This is a genomic window from Leucobacter sp. UCD-THU (genome assembly GCF_000349545.1).
GTDB classification, from domain to species: domain Bacteria; phylum Actinomycetota; class Actinomycetes; order Actinomycetales; family Microbacteriaceae; genus Leucobacter; species Leucobacter muris.
This window is the reverse complement of the sequence record NZ_KB714602.1, coordinates 295657-316276: the sequence shown is the minus strand read 5'-3', so window position 1 is coordinate 316276 and position 20620 is coordinate 295657. Positions and strand designations below refer to the sequence as shown.

At 71.8% G+C, this 20620-nt stretch carries 18 protein-coding genes; 3 read left to right on the top strand and 15 right to left on the bottom strand.

The window, feature by feature from the left end:
* Positions 1-42: 42 nt before the first annotated feature.
* Positions 43-2595, top strand: coding sequence for a dihydroxyacetone kinase phosphoryl donor subunit DhaM (gene dhaM / locus H490_RS31710; RefSeq protein WP_017884155.1), 2553 nt, complete (start codon positions 43-45; stop codon positions 2593-2595).
* 9 nt (positions 2596-2604) lie between these two features.
* Here the strand turns inward: dhaM and H490_RS24705 are convergent, their stop codons facing one another.
* From H490_RS24705 to H490_RS24680, 6 genes are all read right to left on the bottom strand, one after another.
* Positions 2605-3822 carry an MFS transporter gene (locus H490_RS24705; RefSeq protein WP_017884154.1) on the bottom strand — a complete coding sequence of 406 codons (1218 nt, stop codon included), beginning with the start codon at positions 3820-3822 and terminating at the stop codon, positions 2605-2607.
* Positions 3819-5381 carry an ABC transporter ATP-binding protein gene (locus H490_RS24700; protein ID WP_017884153.1) on the bottom strand — a complete coding sequence of 521 codons (1563 nt, stop codon included), beginning with the start codon at positions 5379-5381 and terminating at the stop codon, positions 3819-3821. Before H490_RS24700 ends, H490_RS24705 begins: the two co-directional genes overlap by 4 nt.
* 58 nt (positions 5382-5439) lie before the next feature.
* Positions 5440-6207: an energy-coupling factor transporter transmembrane component T gene (locus tag H490_RS24695; protein WP_017884152.1), complete on the bottom strand. Its 768-nt coding sequence runs from the start codon at positions 6205-6207 to the stop codon at positions 5440-5442.
* The gene (locus H490_RS24690) at positions 6200-6820 is read right to left on the bottom strand and encodes an MptD family putative ECF transporter S component (RefSeq protein WP_017884151.1); all 621 of its coding nucleotides are present in this window, start codon (positions 6818-6820) and stop codon (positions 6200-6202) included. Before H490_RS24690 ends, H490_RS24695 begins: the two co-directional genes overlap by 8 nt.
* 126 nt (positions 6821-6946) lie before the next feature.
* Positions 6947-8680 carry an ABC transporter ATP-binding protein gene (locus H490_RS24685; protein WP_017884150.1) on the bottom strand — a complete coding sequence of 578 codons (1734 nt, stop codon included), beginning with the start codon at positions 8678-8680 and terminating at the stop codon, positions 6947-6949.
* A complete protein-coding gene (locus H490_RS24680) occupies positions 8677-10479 on the bottom strand; it encodes an ABC transporter ATP-binding protein (protein ID WP_017884149.1) in 1803 nt (600 codons plus the stop codon). The genes H490_RS24685 and H490_RS24680 overlap by 4 nt, the downstream gene beginning before the upstream one ends.
* A gap of 178 nt (positions 10480-10657) precedes the next feature.
* On the opposite strand from H490_RS24680, the gene H490_RS24675 reads away from it, so the two are divergent.
* Together H490_RS24675 and H490_RS24670 are read left to right on the top strand one after the other, a co-directional pair.
* A complete protein-coding gene (locus tag H490_RS24675; protein ID WP_202950833.1) occupies positions 10658-11371 on the top strand; it encodes a TetR/AcrR family transcriptional regulator in 714 nt (237 codons plus the stop codon).
* A 32-nt stretch (positions 11372-11403) separates the two neighbouring features.
* Entirely contained in the window at positions 11404-11616 is a 213-nt protein-coding gene (locus tag H490_RS24670) for a hypothetical protein (protein WP_017884147.1), read from the top strand.
* Between the two features lie 8 nt (positions 11617-11624).
* Here H490_RS24670 and H490_RS24665 read toward each other — a convergent pair whose 3' ends face one another.
* The 9 genes from H490_RS24665 to H490_RS24625 all read right to left on the bottom strand — a co-directional run bounded on the left by H490_RS24665 (position 11625) and on the right by H490_RS24625 (position 20612).
* Positions 11625-12233, bottom strand: coding sequence for a hypothetical protein (locus tag H490_RS24665; RefSeq protein ID WP_017884146.1), 609 nt, complete (start codon positions 12231-12233; stop codon positions 11625-11627).
* A 152-nt stretch (positions 12234-12385) separates the two neighbouring features.
* Positions 12386-13447, bottom strand: coding sequence for a LacI family DNA-binding transcriptional regulator (locus H490_RS24660; RefSeq protein WP_017884145.1), 1062 nt, complete (start codon positions 13445-13447; stop codon positions 12386-12388).
* 5 nt (positions 13448-13452) lie between these two features.
* Positions 13453-13749: a muconolactone Delta-isomerase gene (locus H490_RS24655; RefSeq protein WP_017884144.1), complete on the bottom strand. Its 297-nt coding sequence runs from the start codon at positions 13747-13749 to the stop codon at positions 13453-13455.
* Positions 13746-15317 carry a phytoene desaturase family protein gene (locus tag H490_RS24650; protein ID WP_017884143.1) on the bottom strand — a complete coding sequence of 524 codons (1572 nt, stop codon included), beginning with the start codon at positions 15315-15317 and terminating at the stop codon, positions 13746-13748. Before H490_RS24650 ends, H490_RS24655 begins: the two co-directional genes overlap by 4 nt.
* On the bottom strand, positions 15314-16312 hold the full coding sequence (locus H490_RS24645) for a membrane dipeptidase (protein ID WP_017884142.1): 999 nt from the start codon (positions 16310-16312) through the stop codon (positions 15314-15316). Before H490_RS24645 ends, H490_RS24650 begins: the two co-directional genes overlap by 4 nt.
* Before the next feature lie 47 nt (positions 16313-16359).
* Positions 16360-17877, bottom strand: a complete 1518-nt coding sequence (locus H490_RS24640) for an aldehyde dehydrogenase family protein (protein WP_017884141.1) — start codon at positions 17875-17877, stop codon at positions 16360-16362.
* A 60-nt stretch (positions 17878-17937) separates the two neighbouring features.
* A complete protein-coding gene (locus H490_RS24635) occupies positions 17938-18771 on the bottom strand; it encodes an ABC transporter permease (RefSeq protein ID WP_017884140.1) in 834 nt (277 codons plus the stop codon).
* A complete protein-coding gene (locus H490_RS24630; protein WP_017884139.1) occupies positions 18764-19564 on the bottom strand; it encodes an ABC transporter ATP-binding protein in 801 nt (266 codons plus the stop codon). Before H490_RS24630 ends, H490_RS24635 begins: the two co-directional genes overlap by 8 nt.
* Positions 19565-19571: 7 nt before the next feature.
* The gene (locus H490_RS24625) at positions 19572-20612 is read right to left on the bottom strand and encodes an ABC transporter substrate-binding protein (RefSeq protein WP_017884138.1); all 1041 of its coding nucleotides are present in this window, start codon (positions 20610-20612) and stop codon (positions 19572-19574) included.
* Between the last annotated feature and the right edge of the window lie 8 nt (positions 20613-20620).

The following is a 20620-nucleotide window of genomic DNA, read 5'->3' as shown; positions in this document are numbered from 1 at the left end:
ATGAATGGGAAAAAATCAATTCGAAAACCGGAGGTTTGCAGCATGACGGAACGCGTCGGCATCGTGGTCGTCTCCCACAGCGCTCCCCTCGCCGAGGCGGCGGTCGCGCTCGCACTCGAGATGACGCCGTCGGATCCGCCGCGGGTGGTGCTCGCGGCCGGCACCGCCGACGGCGGCACGGGCACCGACGCGATGCGCGTGGCCGAGGCGATCGGCGAGGCGGCGGCCGACGGCGGCGGGGTGCTGGTGCTCATGGATCTGGGCTCGGCCGTGCTCAGCGCCGAGATGGCGCTCGAGTTCGCCGACGTGGGCGAGACGCCCGTGCGGCTCACGAGCGCTCCGATCGTGGAGGGGCTGCTCGCCGCGGTGGTGACCGCCGCGGCCGGGGCATCGCTCGACGCCGTCGAGGCCGAGGCGCGGGGCGCGCTCGGGGCGAAGAGCGCACACCTCGTCGAAGACGACGCGGGCCCGGGAGCGGACGGGGGCGCGGCGCCGAGCGAGGGCGCGGGATCGGCCGAGGCCGCTGCCGCCGGGTCGGTCGACGCGACCGTGGAGGTCGAGGTGCGCAATCGCGACGGCGTGCACGCCCGCCCCGCGGCGCTCATCGTCGCGGCGCTCGCGGGCCGCGACGCGAAGCTCCGGATCGCCCGCGCGGGAGCGGAGCCGGTGCGCGTGAGCGGCCCCACCGCGCTGCTCGCCCTCGGGGCGCGCCAGGGCGAGCGGTTGACGCTGAGCGCGGCGGGCGCCGACGCGCGAGCGGTGCTCGACGAGCTCGCGGCGCTCTTCGCCGACGGCTTCGGGGAGCCGATCGAGTCGGCCGAGACCTCGGGCACCGCGGGCGGCGACGTCGCCGCACCCCCCGACTCCGACTCCGGCGCCGCAGGCGCCGCCCCACCGCCCGGCACCGGCCGGGCCGCGGCTCCACGGGCCGGGAGGGGCGCGGCGACAGATCCCCGGGCGGGGGCATCCCTCGGCGTGAGCCCGGGGCGCGTGGCGGGGCGCGTCGTGCGCATGCCCGGCCCCGTCGCGGAGCCCCCGGAGGGCGCGGCGCTCCCTGAGGGCGAGCGCGAGGCCGAGTCGCAGCGCGTCGGGGAAGCCGCCGACGCGGTCGCCGAGGCCCTGCGGGCGCGCGCCGCCCGCGCCGGCGAGGAGGGTCGCGCGATCCTCGAGGCCGGCGCCGCGATCGCGGCCGATGAGGATCTCAGAGAGGCCGCTCGCGGGCGCATCGGCGCCGGAGCTGCGGCTCCGCGCGCCGTGTGGGAGGCCTTCGGCGAGGCCGCCGAGGCGCTGCGAGCCGTGGGCGGCCGCACCGCCGAGCGCGCCGCCGACGTCTTCGACGTGCGGGCCCGCATCGTCGCCCGCCTCACCGGGCAGCAGCCGCCGGGGCTCCCCGACACCGACGAGCCCTACGTGCTGGTGGCCCGCGACCTCGCCCCCGCAGACACGGCGATGCTCGATCCCGGGCTCTGCCTCGCCCTCGTCACCGAGGAAGGAGGCCCCACCTCGCACACCGCGATCCTCGCGCGCGGGCACGGCATCCCCGCCGTGGTCGCGGCGCGCGGGGCCTGGAGCGAGCCCGGGGGCGACTCGCTGCTCGTCGACGGGTCGACCGGCGAGCTCGTGTGGGATCCGCCCGCCGAACTGCTCGCCTCGATCGCCGAGCGGGTCGAGGCCCCGCCCTTCGACGGCACCGGGCGCACCGGCGACGGCCAGCGGGTGCCGCTGCTCGCGAACGTCGGCAAGGCCGGCGACGCCGAGGAGGGCGCGCGGGCGCTGGCCGAGGGCGTCGGCCTCTTCCGCACCGAGTTCTGCTTCCTCGGGCGCGCCGAGGAGCCCAGCGTCGACGAGCAGATCGAGGCCTACCGCGGGGTGCTGGCGGCGTTCCCGGGCAAACGCGTCGTGGTGCGCACGCTCGACGCCGGATCCGACAAGCCGCTCGCGTTCGTGCCGACCGGCGAGGAGGAGAACCCGGCGCTCGGCGTGCGCGGGCTGCGCACCTCGTGGGTCGCTCCGGGCCTGCTCGACCGGCAGCTCGACGCGATCGCCGCCGCCGCGGCTCAGGAGCGCGCCGAGGTCGCCGTGATGGCGCCCATGGTCGCGACGGTCGCCGAGGCCGCAGACTTCGCCGAGCGGGCGCGCGCCCGCGGCATCGAGCACGTCGGCGTGATGATCGAGACCCCCTCGGCCGCGCTGCTCGCCGACCGGCTCTTCGACGTGATCGACTTCGTGAGCCTCGGCACCAACGACCTCGCCCAGTACACGATGGCGGCGGATCGCCTGCTCGGCAGCCTCGCCGCCCTCAACGACCCGTGGCAGCCCGCGGTGGTCGAGCTCATCGCACGCGCGGGATCGGCGGGCGCCGCCGTCGGCGGCGGCGTGGGCGTCTGCGGTGAGGCCGCCTCCGATCCGCTGCTCGCCGCCGTGCTCGTGGGAGCCGGCGCGACGAGCCTGTCGATGGCGGCGCGCGCGATCCCCGCGGTGGCCGCGCAGCTGCGCGAGACGACCCTCGAGCAGTGCCGACAGGCGGCCGAGGCGGTCGTCGCGGCGCGCGACACCGCCGAGGCCCGCGCCGCGGCTGCCGCGATCCTGCGCTGAGACGACCGCTCAGCCGCCGCCCCGGAATCGGGGGTGCAGCAGCGTGAAGAGGAAGACGACCGCCATGACCGCGGCGCCCACGATGATCGGCAGCGGCGGCCACAGCCCGTAGAGCGCCGTGCTCGCCGTCGGCGTGATCACGAAGGTGAGCCCGTTGGTCGCGCCGATCAGACCCGCGAGGCCACCCTGCTCGTCGCGATCGACGAGCAGGGTGGGGCCCGCCGTGTAGCCGGGCATGGCGATGCCGAGGCCGAGGCCGATCAGCAGCGTCGCAGCGATCAGCGGCCACAGTCCCGCATCGAGCACCAGCAGCGCGAACCCGGCGAGCGCCACCGCTGTCCCGATCCGCAGCAGCGCGGGCGGCGACCAGCCGCTCCTCGGCACCACGACCGCTTGCGCGACGACCATCCCGATGCCGGCCGCGAGCAGCGAGCCGCCCGTGGCGAGGCCCGTCGCCTCTGCGGTGAGGCCGAGGCGATCCTGCACGACGAAGCCGATGAGCACCTGCATGAAGCCCAGCGCGGTGAACATGCCGAAGCCTGCCAGCAGGTAGGGCCACACGCGGGGGTCGAGCGGGCTCACCCGGGCCGGGTCGGCGACGAGCTCGTGGCGCTCCTCGCGGCGCAGTCGCACCGCCACGAGCACGAACGCGAGCGCGAGCAGCATCGGCACGACCGCGAGGGGCACCAGCAGGCCGAACCCGGCGAGGGCGCCGCCGACCACGGCGCCGCCCACCATCGCAACGCCCTGCACCGCGCCCACGCCGGCCATGCCCCGCGTGCGGGTCTCCTCGTCGTGGGTGACGTCTGCGATGTAGGCCTGCGCCGTCGGCGGGATCGCAGCGATCGCCGATCCGAAGCCCACGCCCCGCAGCAGCACGAAGAGCGCGAACAGCGCGCCGCCGGCCAGCACTCCGCTCATGCCAGAGGCGGCCGCGACGGCGAAGCCGGTCATCGATACGACGGCCGCCCCGAGCGCGATCATCAGCACCGTCTTGCGGCCCCAGGCCTGGGAGCGGCGCCCCCAGAACTGGCTCGTGACCACCACCATGACCGCCGCCGCGCTGATGGTCACGCCGACCTGCCACTCGGCGAGGCCGACCTCGCGCGCGAGCGGGGCGATGATCGGGTTGAGGGCCATCTGACCGAGATAAGCGAGGAACACCGTGGACAGCAGCAGGCCGATCTGGGGTCTCGCCTGCGCGACCGGCGCGATTCCTGAACTCATCGAGAACTCTCCTTCTGCTGGTTCGGGCGCGGGTCAGGCTGAGCGCGCGACGCGGGCGGGCCGGCCTCGTCGGTCTCCGCCGCCGGCGGACGGCTCGGCGCGGATGCCTCGGCGCGCGCGGGAGCCGCGGGCGGGGCGAGCACCAGCTCGCGGTCGGCGGCGAGCGCCAGCAGATCCTCGTCGTGACTGATCAGCAGCACCACCGCCCCGTCGTCGGCGACGCGGCGGATCTGCTCGGAGATCGACCCCAGGTGCCGCCGATCCACCCCGGAGCTGGGCTCGTCGAACACGACGACGCTGCGCCCCGAGAGACGCACGGCCGCGACGACGAGCCGCTGCTGCTGCCCGCCCGAGAGCGAGAGCGGGTGCCGTTCGGCGAGGTGCGCGAGATCGAGCGATTGGAGCACCGCCTCGGGCGCGGGTGCGCCCGAACCCTCAGCCGCTCCCCGCTCGGCGAGTCGGATCTCGGCGACGACGCTGTCCGTGAAGAGCTGCCGCTGCACGTCCTGCATCACGATCGCGCTCTCGCGCTGGCGCCGTCGTGCGCTGAGAGGCCTGCCGTGCAGACGCACGACGCCGCTCGCCCGCTGCAAGCCGGTGACCACCCGTGCGAGCGTGCTCTTGCCGGCTCCGTTGACGCCGCGCACCGCCGTGACCTCGCCCGCGGCGAAGCTCGCGCGCTCGATGTCGAGCACGGTGCGCCCGCCGAGGCGGCAGCGCACCGACTCGAGCTCGAGCGCGCCCCAGGGCACGGCGGCGGGCGCGACGGGCGACCCCGCGCTCAGGCCTGCGACGGGGGCCGCGGGCAGCTCGACGCTGCGCACGTCGCCGCGCAGCCCCTCGCGCGCCAGCTCGGCATCCGGCACGGCGGCGAACTCGGCCGCGCTCCACACCCGGTCGACGCGACCGTCGCGCATCACCACGACCCGGTCGACGAGCCCCTGCAGGTACCGCAGCCGGTGCTCGGCGACGACGACCGTGATCCCGCGCGCCTTGCAGACGGCCAGGGTCTCGACGAGGCGCGCCACCGCGTCGGCCGAGAGGTTCGAGCTGGGCTCGTCGAGCAGCAGCACCCGCGGCTCGTGGGCGGCCGAGGCCGCGATCGCGACCTGCTGCTGCTGGCCGCCGGAGAGCCGCTGCAGGCGCTCCGCCACGGGCATCGACGGCGCGAGCCGCTCGAGGGCCTCGCCGACGCGCTGTCGGATGCGGGCGGCGGGAACGCCGAAGTTCTCCATCGCGAACGCGATCTCCTCGGCCGCCGTGTCGGCGAAGAACTGACGCCTGGGGTGCTGCAGCACGCTGCCGGTGCGCAGGCCGATCTCGTCGAGCTCGGCGCCCGCGATCGGCAGCCCGTCGACCGTGACGGAGCCGAGCAGCCGCCCGTCCTCGTGGAAGTGCGGGATCAGGCCGTTCATCAGGCGCAGCGCGGTCGACTTGCCCGATCCGCTCGCGCCGCAGAGGGCCACGAACTCGCCGGCGCCGATGCGCAGCGCGAGGGAATCGAGGCTGGGGGCGTCGGCGCCCGGGTAGGTCCAGGTGACGTCGTCGATGGTGATCATGCGGCGGGGCGGCTTTCGGTGCGGGCTCGGGAGCCGGCGGACGGGTGGGGGCGGGGGGTCATCCGAGCGGGGAGGGCAGGATCACGGCCGCGACGGTCAGCGCCGCGACGACGAGCAGCAGGATCAGGTCGAGGGCGCCGAAGCGGGGCGCGAGCATCGCGGTCGGCGTGCGGGACGATCCGAGCCCGCGCAGGATCGACGAGGCGGCGAGGTCTTCGCTCGCCCTGAGGCTCGCCGCGATCATCGGCACGGTGAACCGCTCGACGCTGAGCACCGGATGCCGCAGCAGCCCACCGGCGCCCACGAGGCCCCGCAGGCGCATGGCGTCGAGCACCGCCGCCGCCTCGGCCGCGACGACGGGGAAGAATCGCAGCACGGTCGAGAACGTCACGGTGAGCGCGCGGGGCACCCGCCACGCGCGCAGCGCCGCGCTGAGACGGGTGGGCGACGTGGTCGAGACGACGTGCATGCCGATGCCGATCGCGGCGATGAAGCGGATCAGGTACGCGCAGGCGACCGAGACGATCGCGGTGAAGCCGTTCGGCCACCAGAGCGGCACGACCCACCCCAGGGCCCAGACGGCGGCGGCGGCCGCGACCAGCCCGATCCCGCGCCGCAGCGCGCCCTCCCAGCACGCGAGCGCGATCCCGATCACCAGCGCCGGCAGCACGAACCGCAGCCCGCCGGGGCCCATCACCGCCGCGCTCGCCACGACGACCAGCACGATCTTCGTGCGCGGATCGAGCGCGCCTCGACCGCGGCCGGCGGCGATCGCCCCCGCCGCGGCGCCCGCGCCGTCGGTCGTCAGCGCACCGCGTTCACGCAAGGCCGGCCTTCACGAAGTGCTTCTTGAGCATGGCCGACCCGAGCAGCCCGCCCACGAGGCCGCACACCACGGTCGCGACGCAGTACACGCCGAGCGCCGAGTTCGAGACGACCTGATCGAAGTTCGCGACGTACTCGTCGCCCATCATCTGCATGCCGGGCGAGCTGAGGTACTCCTCGCGGTTGAGCAGCATCGGGATCCACGGTCCCACGTACCAGAGCGTGAACACGGTGTAGGCCCAGATCGCCGCCCACTTCGAACGGTATCCGCCGCCCGCGAGGATCAGGTCGGCGATCACCGACACGACGACGGTAAGCACGGTGCTCTGCCAGGGCTGGCCCGACATCAGGAAGAGCAGCGCCGTCACGGTGCCGAAGAGCGTCACCATGCCGGCGTGCTTCACCCGGGTGAGGAAGAGCATGAACGGGATGCCCGCCGCGATCACGCTGAGCGGCAGGATCACCAGCATCACGAGCGGGCTGATGAGCCCGAGCATGTTGATCGCGAACACCGTCACGAAGTAGATGACGGCGAAGATCGCGACGTTGATGAGGTCTCGGGCGGAGAATCTGAGGCCGGGGCGCGCCGGGGGCGCGGAGGTCTGGGTGGTCACGGGGTTCCTTTCGGTCGGGTGCGGAGCGAGATCGGTGGGCGGCGGTGCGCGGTGCGCACGGACCGCGGGGCGGCGTGCCTGAGCCTGGCGCGGGGCGGCGTGCGGGATCGCGGGGTCATGCGCCGCTCACCCCCGCTCCGCGATCTGCCAGCCCGTCGCGTCGACCCGCTCCTGCCAGTAGCGGGCGTAGGCGCCGCCCGCCGCGACGAGCTGCGCGTGCGTGCCCCGCTCGCGGATGCCGCCGGCGCCGTCGAGCATCACGATCTGATCGGCGGTCATGATGGTCTGCAGGCGATGGGCGACCACCACCACGGTGCGATCCGCGCGCATCGCGTCGATCGCGTCGCCGATGGCGATCTCGTTGCCGATGTCGAGCGCCGCGGTCGCCTCGTCCAGCAGCACGATCGGGGCGTCCTTGAGCAGGGCCCGCGCGATCGACACGCGCTGGCGCTCCCCGCCCGACAGGTTCGACCCGCCCTCGCCCACCCGCGCGTCCCAGCCACCGGGGAGGCGCTCGACGATCTCGTCGACCCGCGCCCGGGTGGCGACCCGGATCACCTCCTCGCGACTGAGCTCCGGGTTGCCGATGCGGATGTTGTTCAGGATCGTGTCGTCGAACAGGTAGACGTCCTGGAAGACGGGCGACACGGCCGCCTCCACGACGGCGCTGCCGAGACTCGGCAGCGCCTCGCCGCCGATCGACACGGTGCCGGCCTCGGGATCGTAGAACCGTGCGATGAGCTTGGTGATGGTCGTCTTGCCGGATCCCGAAGGCCCGACGATCGCCGTCATCGTGCCGTCCGGCACGCTGAACGAGAGGTCGCGCAGCACGGGCTCGCCGCCGTAGCCGAACGAGACGCCCGCGAACTCGACGCCCCAGTCGCGCGGCTGCGCCGGCGTCCGCGGCTCGGGCAGCCCCTCGAGCGCCATGAGCTCGTCGAGCTGGTGCAGCGTGGTCTTCGCCACCGCCACGCCGCCGCCCAGCGCTCCGCTGTGAGCGATGGGCTCGGTGAAGCGCACGCCGAGCACGAGCAGTGCGATGAGGGTCGCGACGTCGAGCGAGCCGCCGAGCGCGAGGTACGCGCCGAGCACGATGACCGCCGTGAGCGCCAGCTGCACGATGCCGCCGAACGTCGCGATGCCCGCGCCTCCCGTGATCAGCAGACCGCGGTAGGCCCGATGCTGGTGCTGCAGCGACTCCTCGACCAGGCGGTCGGCGATCGAGCCCCTGCCGGCGGTGCGCAGCGTCGGCTGCACGCGGGCGAACTCGATCACCCGGTTCGACGCCTCGTGCACCGCCTCCGCGTGCACGGCGTCGTCGCGCTCCATGCCGGTGCGCAGCCAGCGGAACACGAACCACATGATCGGCACCGTCGCGGCCATTGCGAGCGCGAGCCGCCAGTCGAAGAAGAACATACCGATCAGCACGGTCCCCGGTGTGATGAAGCCGGTGAGGATCAGCCGCACGATCGAGTACGGCGTCGACGACACGAACATCGCCCCCTGCGTCGCGATGTGCGCCATCTGGCCCGAGCGATCCGCCCCGAACCAGGCGATCGGCAGCTCGACCAGGCGATCCCCCAGCCTCGTCAGCAGCGAGTCGAGCACGGCCGAGCTCGCCCGCATCGCGATCTGGCTGCCGAACCAGTAGGCCGCCGCGTAGAGCGCGCCCACGCCGGCGAGCACGGCCAGCCAGAGCCGCGCCGTACCGAGGTCGCCGAGGAACAGCGCGCGCAGCAGCGGCACGAGCATCAGGAAGGCGGCGCCCTGCAGCACGGCGGTGGCGACGACGAGCGCGAGTTCGGCGACGAGCAGCCGACGCGCCTCGGGCGACGAGTAGCCCAGCAGCTTCTTGATCAACGGTTCGCCCCTTCCGGCAGTGCGCGTGCGTGGTTGTGCTGGTAGTCGCTCCACATGCGCGCGAAACGACCGCTCGCGGCGACGAGCTCGGCGTGGGTGCCCTGCTCGACGACGCGTCCGTCGTGGAGCACGAGAATGCGGTCGACTCCCACGATGGTGTGCAGTCGGTGGGCGATCACGAGCACCGTGCGATGCTCGGTGAGCACGCCGAGCGCCCGCTGGATCGCGGCCTCGGAGTCGGGATCGGCGAACGCGGTCGCCTCGTCGAGCACGAGGATCGGGGCGTCGGCCAGCAGGGCGCGGGCGATCGTGACGCGCTGCGCCTCACCTCCCGAGAGATTCGCGTCCTCGCCCACGACCGCGTCGTAGCCGCGCTCGAAGCGCAGGATCCGCTCGTGGATCTGAGCCGCTCTCGCCGCCCGCTCGACCTCGACGTCCGAGGCGTCGGGGCGGGTGAGCCGAATGTTCTCGCGCAGGCTCGCGCGCAGCAGCTGCACGTCCTGGAAGACGAAGCCCACCTCGCGGTACAGCTCGTCCGAGGCGATGTCGCGCACGTCGGCCCCGCCGATCGCCACGCGCCCCGCGGTCGCGTCGTAGAAGCGGGGCACGAGCTTCGCGAGGGTCGACTTGCCCGATCCCGAGCTGCCCACGAGCGCCGTGACGGTGCCCGGGGTGCAGGCGGCGCCGATCTCGTGCAGCACGGTGTGCGCTCCGTCGTAGCTGAACGACACCGATTCGAACGCCAGCTCGCTGCTGCCCGGCGTCTGCGGGTCGGCGCTCAGCGCGATCGGCTGCAGCTCGAAGAAGCCGGCGAGCGAGCGCTGCGCCTTCGCGGCGTTGCGCAGGAACTGCCCGGAGCTGCCGAGCGACATGAGCGGCGCCGTCAGCCCGAGACCCAGCAGCAGACCCGGCAGCACGTCGATGGGCTGCGCCGCACCCGAGCCGACGAGCCAGAGGCCGACGGCCAGCAGGTAGACGAGCACCACGAGCGGCGAGGTGACGATCTCGACCAGCGTGAACATCACCGCGGTCTCCCGGGTCCACTGCCCGACGAAGTCGACGTAGCCGCGCTGCTCGTCGCGGTAGCGCTGGTGGCTGCGGCCCAGCTGGCCGAAGCGCTTCACGACGGCGATGCCCTGCACGAACTCGACCGTCGCCTCGGCGAGCCGCGCGGTCGCGTTCTCGTACTGCGCGTACTTGTCCATGCCGCCGCGCATCATCACGACGTAGAGCCCCGCCGCGATCACCAGCGGCAGCATCGCCGCGAGGGCGAACTGCCACTGCACCGCGAAGAGGTAGACGAGGCTGATCACCGGCACGGTGATCGCGGTGATCACGTCGTGGATCGCGTGCGCGACGAGCTGGTGCAGGGCGACGACGTCGTTCTCGACGAGCTTGCGCACGGTGCCCGATGCGCGGGCGTCGAACCAGCCGAGCGGCAGTCGCTGCAGGTGGCGGATGATCCTGCGGCGCAGCGAGAGCTGCAGCTCCGCGTCGGCGAAGTGGCTGACCATGCCGGAGGTGAAGGCCGCCGCGAAGCTGACCAGCAGGGCGCCGACCGCGACGATCACGATGACCCAGACGCGGCCGGTGTCGACGGCCGCGCCGTCGAGGGCGGGCAGCAGGGTGCGCGCGAGTTCGACGATCGCGATGAACGGCACGACGCTGCTGGTCGCCCCGATGAGGCTGAGGGCGATGATCGTGGCGAGGCTGCCGCGCACCGGATCGAAGAAACCGCCCTCGGGCGGGGTGTCCGGGTGCGGGTGCGGGTGCGCGGCGCCCCGTTTCCTCTCGCTCATGATGCTCCCCGATTCGGCATGGGTGACCTTCCGCTCTTGTTGAGAATGCGTCTCAACTATAACAATAGAACACTGTTCTCATCAGATGATACTCAGGTCGCCCTTATCTGGCGAGCGGAGCGGTCGCCGAGGTGCGCGATACTGGTGGTTCACCAGTTTCGACGGGGGATCCTTGACCGTGCCAGCTTCGACGCCGTTCCACCTCGGCCTCACCCCCGAGCGCATCATCGACGCGGCGCAGCAGCTGACCCGCGAATCCAACCTCTTCGGCTGGTCGATCCGAGATCTCGCGCGCCGCCTGCAGGTCACCCCCTCGGTGATCTACCACCACGTGGGCGGCAAAGACCTGCTCGCGAAGCGAGTGGCCGAGCGGGTGATCGCGTCGATCCACGCGCCCGACGGCGCGCTGGAGTGGCAGGAGTGGTTCCGGCGGCTGCTCATCGACGCCGTCTACCCCGCCGCCGTCTCGCACCCCGGAGTGGCGAAGTGGCTGCTCATGCACGGGGTGCCGTTCCCCTCGGCCGCCGGCATCTTCGAGGTGGGCATCGGCAAGCTCGAGCGGGCCGGGATCGAGCCGGGCGCGCTCATCGCCTATTCGGCGATCATGAACAACGCGACGCTCACGATCTCCATGGGCGACGAGCGGCTGCTGCACGAGGAGGACGGCCCGCGGGACCACGCGGCGATGATGGCGGAGTTCCAGCGCGCGTACACCGACCACCCCCGCATGGCGGCCCTCGGCGACGAGTTCATCGCCGGCTTCGCCGAGGGGGGCGAGACCGCGGCCCGCCTGCGGGAGCAGTACTACCGCTACGTCGTCGAGGTCACGCTCACGGGCGTCGCCTCCGGCGCCGGGCCGGCCGCACGCTCCGCGATCGTCAATGGAGGTTGACCATCGTGGGAGCGTCAACTAGCCTTGACGCCATGGACACCGCGATACGCACCGCGCTCGGCGCCGCAGACGGCGCCGAGCCCCTCGCCGAGCTGCGCCGCATCCGCGAGGCGCAGCGCCGGCTCACACGCGCGGAGAGCGAGCAGGTGCGGCGAGCCCGCGCCCAGGGATACTCCTGGCAGGCGATCGCCGCCGCGCTCGAGGTCTCGAAGCAGGCCGTGCACAAGCGCTACGGCAAGCGCTGAGGCCCCGTTCAGAGGCGGGACATCGCCTCACGCGCGAGCACCCCGTTCTCGGATCCCAGCTCGCTCACCCACACCCGGTCCCGGAAGAAGTAGTTGATGTGCAGGGGTGCGATGCCGCCGAGCTCGGATCGGGCGTAGCGCACCCACCCGCCCTCCTCGGACCGCTCGAACACCGAGGCGTCGAGCTCGGCCATCAGCGCGTCGCGCACGGCGGGATCGAGCTCGGCCACGTAGATCTGGCTGAGACCGTCGCTGTTCGGAATACCCCAGCCGCAGTGCACCGACTGCTCGGCCGCGTCGAGCGCCGTCACCGCCGCGGGCCCGAAGATGTGCGTTCTGGCCTGCTGCTGCATCTCGGGCTGCCCGTGGAACGTCTCGATCCCGCCCGCGTACTCGGCCTGCACCGCGTCGAACGGCACGAGCTCGTCGCAGGGCGGGATCACCACCGGCGCGCTCGTGGGGCCGGGCGCCTGCGAGGGCGTGGAGGCGGTCGGAGTCTTCTCGGGCGGCGACGCGGTCGTGGTGGGCGCCTCGCCCTGGGGCTGCGCGCAGCCCGCCATCGCCAGCGGGATCCAGAGGATCACGGCGGCGGTGCCCAGCCTTCGCGTCGCGCCCATGTCTCCACCGTAGCCTCGAACGCCGATCCACGACAGGTGCGGCGCAGGCCTTGACCCCGCCGTCCCGCGACAGGGCGGCCGCTCGTCGACGATCCCCGGCACCGCTCCGGGCGCGCTGAGCCGCCGGCGGGCCGGCGCAGAGACACGAGGCCTCAGCCGCGCGCCGCCCCCTCCGCGGTCGCCGGAGGCCGCGCCGCGCGATCCTCCGTCGACTCCCGATGCACGATGCGTCGCGAGTGCACTCGCGTGTCGAAGACCGGCTCGCCGGCGATGCCCGCCATGATCGCCTCGAGCGCGTCTCCCGCGATGGCGTTGACGTCGCCGCTGAGCGACGAGAGCGACGGCGTCAGATACGGAAGCATGTCGACGTCGCCGTAGCCGATCACCATGAGGTCTTCGGGGACGCGCAGCCCCAGCTCCCCGAGGGCGCGCAGCGCCCCGAGCGCGAGTTCGTCGTTCACGCAGAAGATGAGCCCGTAGCGGCGCAGCTCGTCCGCACGGGATACGACCTCGTCGTACCCCGTGGCGAAGTCCATGGGCCCGTCGAGCTGGATGAAGGTCGAGTCGCGCAGCAGGTTCGGCCTCGCCTCGAGCGCGCGCCGCACCCCCTCGCGGCGCTGATCGCTGAGGAAGGATCTCGCCGAGCTGCCGAGGAAGAGCATCGGCCGGCTGCGCCGTTCCAGCAGTTCATCGGCCGCCGCCTCCGAGGCGGCGACGTCGTCGAAGTAGACGGTCGGCCAGGTGGCGTCGTCGAGGTGCTGGCCGATCACCACGAGCGGCATGCTGCCGGCGAGACGATGCAGCGAGGCGTTCACGTTCGCGGCGTCCAGGCGATCACCGGTGGCGAGGATCATCCCCGCCAGGCGCAGGCGCCGAGCGCTCTCCGTGTGCTCGATCAGCACCCGGCTGCTGTGCTCGAGATCGTAGACCACGGTGGTCATGCCCCGAGCGGTGACCGCTCGCCGCAACTCGCGGATCAGCTTCACGTACCAGGGCTGCGAGATGCTGGCGACCGCGATGCCGATCGCGTCGCTCCGGCCGCGCCGCAGGTTCGACGCCGACGCGTTCGGCGAGAAGCCGAGCCGCTCGATCACCTCGAGCACGTGGGCGCGCGTGCGGTCGGAGACGCGGTCCGAGCCGTTGAGCACGCGAGACACCGTCGCCGTCGAGACACCCGCCTCACGAGCGATGTCGATGACACCGATGGACTTCATGCTGCTTAGTCTATGAAGGGATCTACGGCGTGCTGTGCAAGGGGATGCACCGTGACGGCCATGTAGGGCCACACGGGGAGCGCGCTCAGGATGTCGTGGAGCTGGGTGGCGTTCGCCGCTCGCCACAGACCCCAGTTCTCGCGACGCCCCGGCACTCGCCACATGCGCACGAGATGCCCCTCGGCCGCGCGCACCGCGGCCATCTTCCGCTCCTCGACCGAGAGACGCTCGATCACGTCCTCGGGCAGGTCGCGCGGCCACGTGATCTGGATGTTCACGAGGTACTCGTTCAGGTCGTTCATCTGGTCGGCTCCTTCTTCCGTGCAATGGTCAGCGCTGCTCTTCGGCCCGGGGCGCCCGTGACGTAGCCGCCCGGCCAGGACTCGGCGCCGCCGAGCACGATGCCGCGCCGCTCGAGACCCGCGCTCAGCTCGGCGCCCGGCCTGCCGTTCAGCATGCTCTCCGGCGTCAGATCGCCGTGGGTGATGTTGCTCGAGGTGAGCCCGAACTCGCGTTCGAGGTCGTGCGGCCCGAGCCAACGGCGATCCGTGATGCGCTCGGACAGGCCGGGGAACGCGGCCTCGACCTGCGCGACGCATCGATCGGCGAATGCCGCGCCGTTCTCCCGCCAGTACCGCTCGCCGAGCCGATGCGGCGCGTGCCACACGTTCAGGCTCATGAGGTGCCGCCCCTCGGGGGCCAGGCCGGGCGAGGTGAGGCTCGGGATCAGGCCCCAGATGATGGGCTTGTCGGAGGGGCGGCCCGCGATCCCCTGTTCGACCGCGTCGGCGATGTACCCCGGGTTCGGGCCGATCCGGAACTGCGTCGAGAGCAGCACCTCCTCGGGCACCCCGACGGGCGCACCCGCCACCGAGGGCAAACCGTCGAGGGCGAGGGCGATCTTGAAGGCGGATCCGTCCGGCGCCGGCGGCCACGCGCTCTCGGGGATCGTGTCGTCCGGGATCATGCGGTGCAGACGCGACGTCTCGACCGTCGAGACGACCGCGTCGAGCTGCTCGACCGACTCACCCGACTCGAGCACTGCCGCGGAGACCCGCCCCGAATCGTCGAACTGCAGCTCCGCCACCCCGCTTCCCGTGCGGATCGCGACGCCGTGGGCGCGGGCGGCGGCCTCGAGCGCGTCGACGATGGCGGCCATCGAGCCGATCGGCAGCCCGACCGACCCTCGCAGGGGGACATCGCGGATGCCCAGCACATCGGTGGCGCCCGACGCCCGCGAGATGGGCCGCAGCATCAGACCGAACGCCGATCCCTGCGCCCGCGGAGAGAGCAGCTGCCCGTTCAGCGCCAGCATCATCATCAGGCTCTTCACCTGATCCGATCGCAGGGCCTCGTCGAGCAGCTCCTCCAGCGAGCCCTCGATCATGGATCGCCGGAACTCATCGCGGGGGCCGGGATCCATCCGCTCCAGCACCGCCCGCTGGTCGAGCGGCCGCTCCCACATCGAGAGGCCGACCTGCTCCCCCAGACGATCGAGCCGTGACACCAGCTCCCGATGCCTGGCGAACTCTCCAGGCGCCATCCGCTCCATCTGCTCCTCGACGAGCTGCGGGTCGCGCCACCCGACGAAGAGCCCGTCATCCATGGGATGCAGGAGGGTGGTCTCGGGGCGGTGGAAGCGCAGCCCGAAATCCTGCAGGCGGAGCTCCTGCATGATCGCGCCCTCGAACGACCCCGGCGAGTTCGTGATCGACGAGGCGTAGCCCGGCATGTATTCGAAGCGGCCCACGACGCCTCCGAGCCGCTCGCGCTGCTCGACGAGCGTCACCCGGTGCCCGGTCATCGCCAGGTAGTTCGCGGCCACGAGTCCGTTGTGGCCCCCTCCGATGACGAGCACGTGCGATGTCATGCCGACGGCCGATCGAAGATCTCGTCGAAGAGGCGCAGCCAGTTGCCGCCCATCACCAGACCGAGATCGTGATCGGTGAAGCCCGCGCGGCGCATGCTGTCCATGAGGGTGGGGAACGCGGTCGGCGACTGGAACCACGCGGGCCACTCCACGACAGGCGCGCTCTCATCGATCGGCACCGGGCTCTCACGGCCCCAACGGCCCATGCGCCACCACTTCACGGCCTCCACTCCGTACCCGGTGTAGAAGTCGGTGCCCATCGCCACGTGCTCGACCCCGAAGCGATCGACGGTCCAGCTGATCATGTCCACGAACTCCTGCTCCGTGGTGCGGATGCCGTTCTTGAGCATCCGCACGTAGGGGCTGAGCCCCACCACGCCGCCACGCGCGGTCAACTGCTCGAGCACCTCCGACGACTTGGGGCGGCGGCCGAGCTCGACCTCCGAACCGACGAACTCCAGCGGGTTGGCGTGCGTGACGGCCACCGGAACCGAGCTCTCGGCGATGGTGTCGAGGCAGGTGCGCTCCGAGCAGTGGGAGAGGTCGATCAGCATGCCCACCTCGTTGAGCTCGCGCACGAACTGGCGCCCGACGTGGGTGGAGAGGCCGGCGTCGTCGTCCTCCCAGCAGCCCGCGGCGATGCTGTTCTGGGTGTTGTACGTGAGCTGCACGATGCGCACGCCCAGGTCGTGGAAGACGCGGACGAGTCGGATGTCGTCTTCGAACGGTGCGGTGTTCTGGAACCCGAACATCACCGCCGTGCGCCCCGAGGCCACGATGTCCCGGATGTCCTGGGCGCTCGTGGCGAGCGCGACCAGGTCGCCGTTCTCGGCGAACAGATCATTCCATCTGCCGAGCACCGACAGCGTCTCGCGGGCCGTCTCCCAGACCGCGACGGTGACGTGCACGCAGCCGACGCCGCCCTCGCGCCACTCGACGAACCGCTCGCGCGAGGGATTGCTGTACTCCAGGCAATCCACGACGATAGTCGACATATTCTCCTCCGTAGTCACTTCATCCATCTCTTTCTCGAAGTCTTCGTTCACTGATCAGCGGGCGCGAGGCCGAAGGGATCCGCAGCCCGGCCGAACTCCTGCACCACGGCCTTCGTCTCCTGGAACTCCCGCAGCCCCTCGAGTCCGTTCTCCCGGCCGATGCCCGAGTGCTTGTAGCCGCCGAACGGGGTCTGCCAGTCCATGCCGCGGTAGGTGTTCACCCAGACCGTTCCCGCCTGCAGCAGCCGGCTCACACGGTGGATGCGCGCTGCATCCCGCGTCCAGAAGCCGGCCGCGAGGCCGAAGTCCGTGTCGTTGGCCAGCGTGATCGCCTCCGCCTCGTCGTCGAACTCGACGACCGCGAGCACCGGACCGAACACCTCGGTCTGGCAGATCATGGCGCGGTGATCCTCGACCTTGAGCACCGTCGGCGACACCCAGTAGCCGCCCCGAAGCCCTTCGGGCACCTCGGGCGGGGTCGATCCCCCCGCGAGCAGCTGCGCCCCGTCCGAGATCGCCCGGTCGATGAGGTCCCGGATCCTCGAGTGCTGCGCGGCGGACGCGATCGGGCCGAGGTGCGTCTGCGCGTCGAACGGATCGCCGACCCGCAGCAGAGAGATCCGCCGCAGCAGCTCGGCGGTGAACTCCTGAGCGATCGAGCGGTGCACCAGCACCCGCGAACCGGCGACGCACGTCTGACCGGTGCCCGAGAAGCCGCCCTGCACGACCGCCGTCACCGCGTCGCGGACGTCGGCGTCCTCGAACACGATGTGCGCCGACTTCCCGCCCGCCTCCGCGACGAACCTGGCGAGACGCCCCGACACCGCTCGCCCCACACTGCCGGCGGCGCCGGTGCTGCCGGTGAACGACACCATCCCCACCCCGGGGTGCTCGACGAGCGCGGAGCCGACCTCGGCCCCGCCCTGCACGATCTGCACGATGCCTCGCGGGAGTCCCGCCTGCTGCATCACCTCCTGCAGGATCACGGTCGAAGCGGGAGAGTTGAGCGGCGGCTTGACCACCACCGAGTTGCCCGCGGCGAGCGCCGGCGCGAGTTTCCAGGTGCCCAGCGAGAACGCGCCGTTGAACGGGGTCACGAGGGCTACGACGCCCACCGGTTCCTGGGACAGCTGCGCCTGCTTGCTCTCCGAGAGCTCGAGGCTCTCGTCGCGAAGGGTGCGCAGAAGCGCGGCGTAGTACTCCCACCAGCGCGCGCTGACGGCGACCTCCGCGCGGGTGGCGGCGAGCGGCTTCCCGTTCGCGAGCGTCTCCAGCACCGCGATCTCCTCGACGCGCTCCAGCACGCCGCGCCCGATCGCGTCGAGCACGTCCGCACGGGCGGTGCGGGTGGCTCGCGCCCACGATCCCGCACGATACGCCTGGCCCGCGAGATCCACCGCCTCCTCCACGTGCTCGATCGCCCAGCTCACCGCGCCCCACTCGGCGCCGCGGCCGGGGTCGACGAGGGGAGCACGGTGCGGGCCCACCCGCTGCTGCCCGTCGAGCACGGAGTGGAACTCGGTCCGGTCGATCCGGGTCGATGCACGGTCGTTGGATGTCTGCATGACTGTGGGGATTCCTTTTCTCTGGGTGAGCGACTTCGAGGCGGTGGCCGGTGCCGGACGTCAGCCCCGGCGACGCAGGAAGAGCTTTCCGAGCAGCTCGACCCCGTAGTAGAGCAGCAGCCCGAGCGCCGTGAGCACGACCAGGGCGGCGAAGAGCAGATCGGTGCGCAGGTTGCCCTGCGTCACGATCAGCAGGTAGCCGAGGCCCGCTTCGCTGCCGACGAACTCGCCCACGATCGCGCCGACGATGGCGAAGGCGACCGCGAGCTGCATGCCGGTCATGATGTACGGGAGCGCGTTGGGGAAGCGCAGGAAGCGGAACACCTGCCACTTCGTCGCCCGCATCGAGCGCAGCAGGTCGATCGACGAGTCGTTCACCGACTTCATGCCGAGCGTCGCATTGACGACGACGGGGAAGAACGCCATCACGAAGGCGATGAGCGATGAGGTGGTGACGCCGGTGCCGATCCAGACCACCATCAGCGGAGCGATCGCGACCTTGGGGATCACCTGCGAGGCGACCAGGATCGGGAAGACCGCCGCTCCCGCGAGCGGCCACATGACCATGACGACGGCGAGCGCGACCCCGACGACGACGCTGAGCACGAAGCCGATCATCGTTTCGAGCAGCGTCACCCCGGCGTGCTTCATCAGCACGTTCCAGTTCTCGATCATGGAGTCCCACACGGCGCTGGGGGCGGGAAGCAGGAACCTCGGGATCTCCGCCGCGCGAACCGCGACCTCCCAGAGCACGACCAGCAGCACCAGCGTCAGAACCGGGGCGAGCCAGGGAACGCGTCGCAGCCAGGTGCTGCCGGATCCCGCCTTCCCGCGGCGCCGCGCAGGCGTGCGCCTGAGCTGCACGGCGACCGTGCCGTCGTTCGATCTAGTCATCGCCGGTTCCTCTCTGTCCGCCGCTCAACACACCCAGGGATTCGAAGATCTCCGTCACCTCGGCGACCTTCGAGGTGAACGCCCCCTCCAGCCGGTGGTGGAGCTGCCGGGGCTGCGGCATGCCCACCTCCACCTCGGCGACCACGCGCCCAGGCCGGGGCGACATCACGTAGATGCGGTCGGAGAGGAACACGGCCTCGGGGATCGAGTGCGTGACGAACACGATCGTCGTGCCCGTGGTGGCCGCGAGCTCGGAGAGATCCATGGAGATCTGGTCGCGCGTCATGGCGTCGAGCGCGGCGAACGGCTCGTCCATCAGCAGCAGCCGGGGGCGGTGGAGCAGCGCTCTGCAGATTCCGACGCGCTGCTTCATGCCCCCGGAGAGCTCGTTCGGATAGCTGTCGACGAAGCCGTCGAGCCCGACCTGGGCCAGCAGTTCGCGGGCCCGCTGCTCCGTCTGCTTGGAGCGGGTCTTGCGCACCTCGGCCTGCAGCAGAACGTTGTCGAGCACCGTTCGCCACGGCATCAGCAGGTCGGTCTGGAAGACGACGCCGAGCTCGGGGTGGGAGTCGCTCACCTCGGATCCGTCGATCAGCAGGCTGCCGCGGGTCGTCGGCTCCAGGCCCCCGATCAGTCGCAGCAGGGTGGTCTTGCCGCAGCCGCTCGGTCCCAGCAGCGACACGAACTCGCCGGGTTGCACGTGCAGCGTCACATCGTCGAGCGCGACGACCTCGGTCTTGCGCGCCTGATACCGCTTGGTGACGTGCTCGCAGGTGATCTCGATCGGTTTCATCGGCCCCTCAATCGCTCGGCAGCAGATCGTTCGTGAACATCGTGGCGGGATCGCGGGTGCCCGTCGCGTCGCCGTAGGTGGTCAGCACCTCGACCGTCTCCTGCCACTCGTCGCTCGTGTTCTCGCCCCAGTTCGCCGCGGCGGGGTCGGTGGTCAGCGGCAGCCAGAGGTCCAGCTGGGTCTCGCAGGAGTCCTGCAGCACCTCGCCGTCGGACCGCTCGACGAGCGTCGCGCACGCGGCGGCGGGATCGTCGATCGTGATCTGCAGCGCCTCGCGGTAGGCGGCGAGGAAGCTGCTGATCGCCTCGGGGTTCTGCTCGATGAACGTGTCGTTCGCGATGAAGCCGTGGTCGAGCACGTTGAGACCCATCTCGGAGAAGGACAGGCCGTGCGCCTGCTGCCCCTCGGCCTCGGCGCTGCTCGAGTAGAAGTAGACCTGCCCGCTGATCGCGTCGACCTCTCCGGTCATCAGCGCCGGGAACTTGCCGTTGGCGGGCAGGTTGACAATCGTGACCTCGTCTTCGCCGATGTCGTTGGCGTTCAGGAACGCTCCGATGAGCGTCGAGTCCGATCCGCCGGGCGTCGACCCGATGCGCATGCCCACGACGTCGTCGGCCGATTCGAGGGTGGTGCTCTCGAGCACGGTGAGGCCGCTGGCGTTCTTGTCCTGCACCTTGGCGACCGAGGTGATCGGCACCTCCTGCAGCATCGAGGCGGCGGCCGTGGAGAGGTCGACCCAGGCAATGTCGGTCTTCGCGGTGCCGACTTCGACCGCCGCGTCGCCCGAGCCGCCCGGCAGCGTCTCGGTGACGTCGAGCCCGTGCTCGGCCCAGATGCCCTGCTCGGCCGCGACGGCGAAGGGGGCGTGGTAGGCGACGTAGGTGCTCCAGTCGAGGGACAGGGCGACGCTCTGGGTCTCGCCCCCCGCGCCGCCCGTGTCGCCGGAGTCGGGGGCGGCCGAGGAACAGGAAGCGAGCAGCCCGATGCTCAGCAGGGCCGCTCCGACGACGAGGGGCCGTCGCAGGGAACGAGCGCTGTAGTCGTGCATATTGATCT

What these genes read in the sequence shown, in the direction of transcription:
- H490_RS24700 (WP_017884153.1), bottom strand. Translation starts at nt 5,381, where the DNA reads ATGATCACCATCGACGACGTCACCTGGACCTACCCGGGCGCCGACGCC.
- H490_RS24670 (WP_017884147.1), top strand. Translation starts at nt 11,404, where the DNA reads ATGGACACCGCGATACGCACCGCGCTCGGCGCCGCAGACGGCGCCGAG.
- H490_RS24660 (WP_017884145.1), bottom strand. Translation starts at nt 13,447, where the DNA reads ATGAAGTCCATCGGTGTCATCGACATCGCTCGTGAGGCGGGTGTCTCG.
- H490_RS24635 (WP_017884140.1), bottom strand. Translation starts at nt 18,771, where the DNA reads ATGACTAGATCGAACGACGGCACGGTCGCCGTGCAGCTCAGGCGCACG.
- dhaM (WP_017884155.1), top strand. Translation starts at nt 43, where the DNA reads ATGACGGAACGCGTCGGCATCGTGGTCGTCTCCCACAGCGCTCCCCTC.
- H490_RS24655 (WP_017884144.1), bottom strand. Translation starts at nt 13,749, where the DNA reads ATGAACGACCTGAACGAGTACCTCGTGAACATCCAGATCACGTGGCCG.
- H490_RS24645 (WP_017884142.1), bottom strand. Translation starts at nt 16,312, where the DNA reads ATGTCGACTATCGTCGTGGATTGCCTGGAGTACAGCAATCCCTCGCGC.
- H490_RS24680 (WP_017884149.1), bottom strand. Translation starts at nt 10,479, where the DNA reads ATGAGCGAGAGGAAACGGGGCGCCGCGCACCCGCACCCGCACCCGGAC.
- H490_RS24705 (WP_017884154.1), bottom strand. Translation starts at nt 3,822, where the DNA reads ATGAGTTCAGGAATCGCGCCGGTCGCGCAGGCGAGACCCCAGATCGGC.
- H490_RS24665 (WP_017884146.1), bottom strand. Translation starts at nt 12,233, where the DNA reads ATGGGCGCGACGCGAAGGCTGGGCACCGCCGCCGTGATCCTCTGGATC.
- H490_RS24630 (WP_017884139.1), bottom strand. Translation starts at nt 19,564, where the DNA reads ATGAAACCGATCGAGATCACCTGCGAGCACGTCACCAAGCGGTATCAG.
- H490_RS24650 (WP_017884143.1), bottom strand. Translation starts at nt 15,317, where the DNA reads ATGACATCGCACGTGCTCGTCATCGGAGGGGGCCACAACGGACTCGTG.
- H490_RS24640 (WP_017884141.1), bottom strand. Translation starts at nt 17,877, where the DNA reads ATGCAGACATCCAACGACCGTGCATCGACCCGGATCGACCGGACCGAG.
- H490_RS24625 (WP_017884138.1), bottom strand. Translation starts at nt 20,612, where the DNA reads ATGCACGACTACAGCGCTCGTTCCCTGCGACGGCCCCTCGTCGTCGGA.